This is a genomic window from Leptothoe sp. PORK10 BA2, from assembly GCF_034932105.1.
Lineage (GTDB): Bacteria > Cyanobacteriota > Cyanobacteriia > Phormidesmidales > Phormidesmidaceae > Leptothoe.
This window is the reverse complement of the sequence record NZ_JAYGIG010000197.1, coordinates 1-3,855: the sequence shown is the minus strand read 5'-3', so window position 1 is coordinate 3,855 and position 3,855 is coordinate 1. Positions and strand designations below refer to the sequence as shown.

The 3,855-nt window shown below is 46.0% G+C and carries 5 protein-coding genes; 4 read left to right on the top strand and 1 reads right to left on the bottom strand.

Annotated features, from left to right (window positions below; genetic code table 11):
* Positions 1-67 precede the first annotated feature (67 nt).
* Entirely contained in the window at positions 68-931 is an 864-nt protein-coding gene (locus VB741_RS26090; RefSeq protein WP_323368154.1) for a hypothetical protein, read from the bottom strand.
* A gap of 408 nt (positions 932-1,339) precedes the next feature.
* On the opposite strand from VB741_RS26090, the gene VB741_RS26085 reads away from it, so the two are divergent.
* The 4 genes from VB741_RS26085 (at position 1,340) to VB741_RS26070 (ending at position 3,734) form a co-directional block, all read left to right on the top strand.
* A complete protein-coding gene (locus VB741_RS26085) occupies positions 1,340-1,717 on the top strand; it encodes a nuclear transport factor 2 family protein (protein WP_323368153.1) in 378 nt (125 codons plus the stop codon).
* 238 nt (positions 1,718-1,955) lie between these two features.
* Positions 1,956-2,558: a class I SAM-dependent DNA methyltransferase gene (locus VB741_RS26080; RefSeq protein WP_323368152.1), complete on the top strand. Its 603-nt coding sequence runs from the start codon at positions 1,956-1,958 to the stop codon at positions 2,556-2,558.
* 296 nt (positions 2,559-2,854) lie between these two features.
* Positions 2,855-3,313 carry a MarR family winged helix-turn-helix transcriptional regulator gene (locus VB741_RS26075; RefSeq protein ID WP_442786456.1) on the top strand — a complete coding sequence of 153 codons (459 nt, stop codon included), beginning with the start codon at positions 2,855-2,857 and terminating at the stop codon, positions 3,311-3,313.
* Positions 3,314-3,377: 64 nt separating this feature from the next.
* Complete coding sequence (locus tag VB741_RS26070; RefSeq protein WP_323368150.1) at positions 3,378-3,734, top strand: hypothetical protein; 357 nt, start codon at positions 3,378-3,380, stop codon at positions 3,732-3,734.
* Positions 3,735-3,855: the final 121 nt, after the last annotated feature.

Genomic DNA, 3,855 nt, shown 5'->3' with positions numbered 1-3,855 from the left:
AATGTGGCACCCACGCCAAGCGCATGAAAGCAGGCTGGGATGACCGATATCTGCTTAAGGTATTGGCTCAAGTAAAGGCTTCTAGCACTTCACCCAAATTGTAAAGAAACGTATGCGTTCGCCCTGGATTGAGTTTGACATAGGTTGTCACCATACCGGTCTGGATACCTGTCTGGACTATCCTTTCTCCACCTTGCAGTTGAGCCAAGCGATCGAGCCAAGCTAAGGCTTTTTCAGAATTCCCCACGGCTTGATAATTTTGAGCGAGCGCTAGCATTGATAGCAGATCTTCTCTCTCGTTTATAGCGGGTTCCATTTGCGGTAGTGCTGTAGCGATTGTTTCGCTATGTCCTAGCTCTAAAACCATGCCTAACAAAACCGAAAACCGCTGATTGTTTATCGGAACTTGTAACTCCGCCTGAATCGCCCGATCGAGTAATGCGGCGGCCCGATCGCTTTGTCCCAATTGCTGATAATATTTTGCCAAATTTATAATTAAAACGTCCCTATTCGGTTCATCAGAGAGCGTTTCAATTTTAGTGGCGAGGCGATCAAAAATGGCAACCAGCTGGGGTTGCTGATGGGTGGGCAAATCTTTGAGCAATTGCTCTACTTCTGCGATATGGGGAGATGCGGGTGGACGAGCATACGGATAACTTACCAATAAGGGAAATAGGCGATTTCGAACCGCCGGATCAGCTGAGTTGGGTAAAGCGGCGATCGCGCTAAGCTCATCTAGCAGTCGTGCGGTAGAGTCGATTGCCGTGGCCTGAGCAAGCGGTTGAGCCGGATACCACTGAAGAGAAGCGAGATCGGCGGCTTGGTAGTCTTGACAGCTTAAGGTTTGAGCTTGAACCGGGATTGAAGAAATTGCAATCTGACTCAACAGAGGCAGTGCAAAAAACAACGGTAGGGTGTTTATGGAAAGCATTGAAGCTTAGTGTATTGCTTGTATACTATACTTTAGATTATACAAAGCGAGAGACGAATGTCCTGGCAAATAAGTTGCTTTTGCTTTGTGATCTGGCGATCTCATTGACGCGATCCGAGAAAGGTTAAGTCCATTCAAACCACCTAAGAAGGAGTTGGTGATCGTTCTGGAAAAAGGCATAACAATCGCACTGAACCGGAACGTACCAAAGTGGTCGGACGAGTTGAAAAGGTATCTGTGTCTGGTGAGTGGGAACGTTAGCTGCCTCCGCACACAGCTCTTGCACTTGTGGATGAGGGCAATCGACTTGAACCGGTAAGTTCCAGAGGCAATCGGTGAAGTCACATGGATGAGGCGATGGGTAATAATGAGGAATAATTAAGTGTTGTCAGAACTGTAGTAGGAAATATGGATGCAGAAATTGAAACCCAAATTCGTGAGTGTGAAGCGCGACTTTACACCGCAATGTCCGCCTCAGACGTATCTGAATTAGATGTGCTCATTGCCGATGACCTGCTTTTCGTTGGGCCAACTGGTGAACTGGCCACTAAAGCGATGGATCTAGACCTTCACCGTACCGGCGGTACTAAGTTTCACGAGTTTGTGCCTAAAGAACTAGAAATACGAGTTTGGAGTGAACACTTTGTGCTTGCGACGGCTCAAATTTTCTCGAGTGGCACGTATTTAGGAAATGCCTTCGCAGGTGATTTCCGCTATATGAGAGTTTGGCGTAGAGGCAAAAGCAATTGGCAAATCGTTGGTGGCAGCGTTACTGCAATGGTTTGAAGGTCTAGGATTCCTTAATTTTCTATAGTGTCGAACGTTCGAGTCGTTGAGAGCTATCGATAGCGCCAACCGGCTAATAAGTCGATGAAGCGGAGAGACAGGAGATTTTGGTGGTGGTGCTGAGGTTATTTGCCGCCGCTTATCTTAGTCGTTAGCCTGCTGAGATTTTTGATTTAAGCTTGATTTGCCTTGTGGGCGATAGGATTTAGAAAGTCGTCAGTAAGAATAAAGATGAAAGATGCATCCAGAGCATACAGCAGCCCGATATGATCGCATAGCCCAATGGTGGCAAACTCAGCATCAAGCTTCCCTTTATGGTATTCCCCAGTTAGAGCGGGCTATTCAATTTACGCTTAAGAAGCAATTAGCTCTTGATATTGGTTGTGGTAGCAGTGGACGTTTTATTAAAGTCCTCAGCAAACATGGATTTCAGGTAGAAGGACTTGATATCTCCTCAGAGATGATCGATTTAGCCAAACAACTGCATCCAAGCATCACCTTCTACCGAGCAGACATCTGCTGTTGGAATCCCCCCCTCAAACTCTACAGCCTGATTGTTGCTTGGGACAGTACGTTTCATCTGCCGCTAGATATGCAAGAACCTGTAACCAAAAAGCTATGTGATGCTCTTGAACCTGGTGGGGTGCTGATGTTCACCTGTGGGGGTGGGCATAGAGGAGGTGAAATTTCTGGAACATTTCAAGGTCAGGACTTTGAGTACAGCACGCTAGGTGTAAATGCTTTCCTAAAGATTTTGGATGAGCGTCAGTGTACGTGTCTTCATCTCGAATACGAACAGTACCCTGAGAATCATGTTTATATTATTGCTCAAAAAACTTGAGTGACACTTGGAATGGATGTGTAGAAGCTTGGGTAATTAATGTTTCCCATGAAGTGCAATCGCTAAAGCGCAGACTAACACTGCGTTAGTACGGACAGTACAGAGGTTATCGGCGAGAGTTTGATCTTATCTGCCGCCACACAACTTCACCGTTATACAGCTTTAATTTCGGGTTGTGACAGTAGATTGAAACAGCTTTGTTGGTGTTCGGGGTTAAGTTATCTTGAGGTGGTCGGTTAGACAAACACTTTGTTCAACCTCTTGACACTCAGAATAAGTGTATATACACTTAAAGTATGGAAAAACATCTCAACCCAAGTAACTCAACTGAATTAGGTCAAGTGGTTTCCTCGTGTGCCTGTTTCAATCTCCGCAAAGCTTCTCGTGTCGTCACGCAACACTTTGATGAAATCCTCAAACCGAGCGGTTTGCTCATCACTCAATTCACCATCTTGGTGGCGATCGCAATGGCAAAGTCAGCAACTATCAACGAGCTAGCGGAGCGTTTAGTCATGGATCGCACTACCTTAACCCGGAATCTCAAACCGATGGAGCGAGAGGGATGGTTAAAATCTGAACCAGGGCAGGATCAGCGAACTCGTGTGATTAGCCTGACACCCAATGGAGAAGCTGCATTAGCGAAGGCATTGCCGTTGTGGAAACAAGCTCAGAATGGTGTGGAGGAAGCGCTTGGAGAACAACGCTGGAACGCTCTGCTTTTACATTTAGCTGAGACTACCGCGCTGATTCGTTGAGGTTAAATTTTTCCGAAAAACGTGTATATACACTTTATTGAATTGTTGAACTTTGGAGGCTTCTATGGTGTCTTTATCCTCGAATCAGCGTTATCACATGGCACAACGACTACTTTTTATCATCAGCTTTTGGGGATTCAGTGTGGCAGTCGGCAGTTATTTCGGACTCTTTAGTACCTTTCCATTGCCGTGGTTTGCTTTGCTCGTGGGAATGGGGATTGTTACACCCTTGGTACTCTATTACGGGAACTCTAGCTTCCGCGCCTATATTCAAGGACTCCATCTCAATTACCTAACTCTCTTTCACATTTGGCGCATTCCAGCAGCTCTAACCTTTTTCTACTACGGCAGTCAACATCTGTTGCCGTCAACTTTTGTGCGAAATGCAGCTTGGGGAGATTTAGCAGCAGGTTTATTGTAAAGATTCAGGGGGTCAGTCTCCTTCAGGGATCAATGAAGGAGCAGGAGAACCATGTCGAGAGGCTTTTAACGCATCGGTCAGGAAGTCAAAGATCGAGCGTTTCTGAGCCTTTAAGCTGGTA

What these genes read in the sequence shown, in the direction of transcription:
- VB741_RS26075 (WP_442786456.1), top strand. Translation starts at nt 2,855, where the DNA reads ATGGAAAAACATCTCAACCCAAGTAACTCAACTGAATTAGGTCAAGTG.
- VB741_RS26085 (WP_323368153.1), top strand. Translation starts at nt 1,340, where the DNA reads ATGGATGCAGAAATTGAAACCCAAATTCGTGAGTGTGAAGCGCGACTT.
- VB741_RS26070 (WP_323368150.1), top strand. Translation starts at nt 3,378, where the DNA reads ATGGTGTCTTTATCCTCGAATCAGCGTTATCACATGGCACAACGACTA.
- VB741_RS26090 (WP_323368154.1), bottom strand. Translation starts at nt 931, where the DNA reads ATGCTTTCCATAAACACCCTACCGTTGTTTTTTGCACTGCCTCTGTTG.
- VB741_RS26080 (WP_323368152.1), top strand. Translation starts at nt 1,956, where the DNA reads ATGCATCCAGAGCATACAGCAGCCCGATATGATCGCATAGCCCAATGG.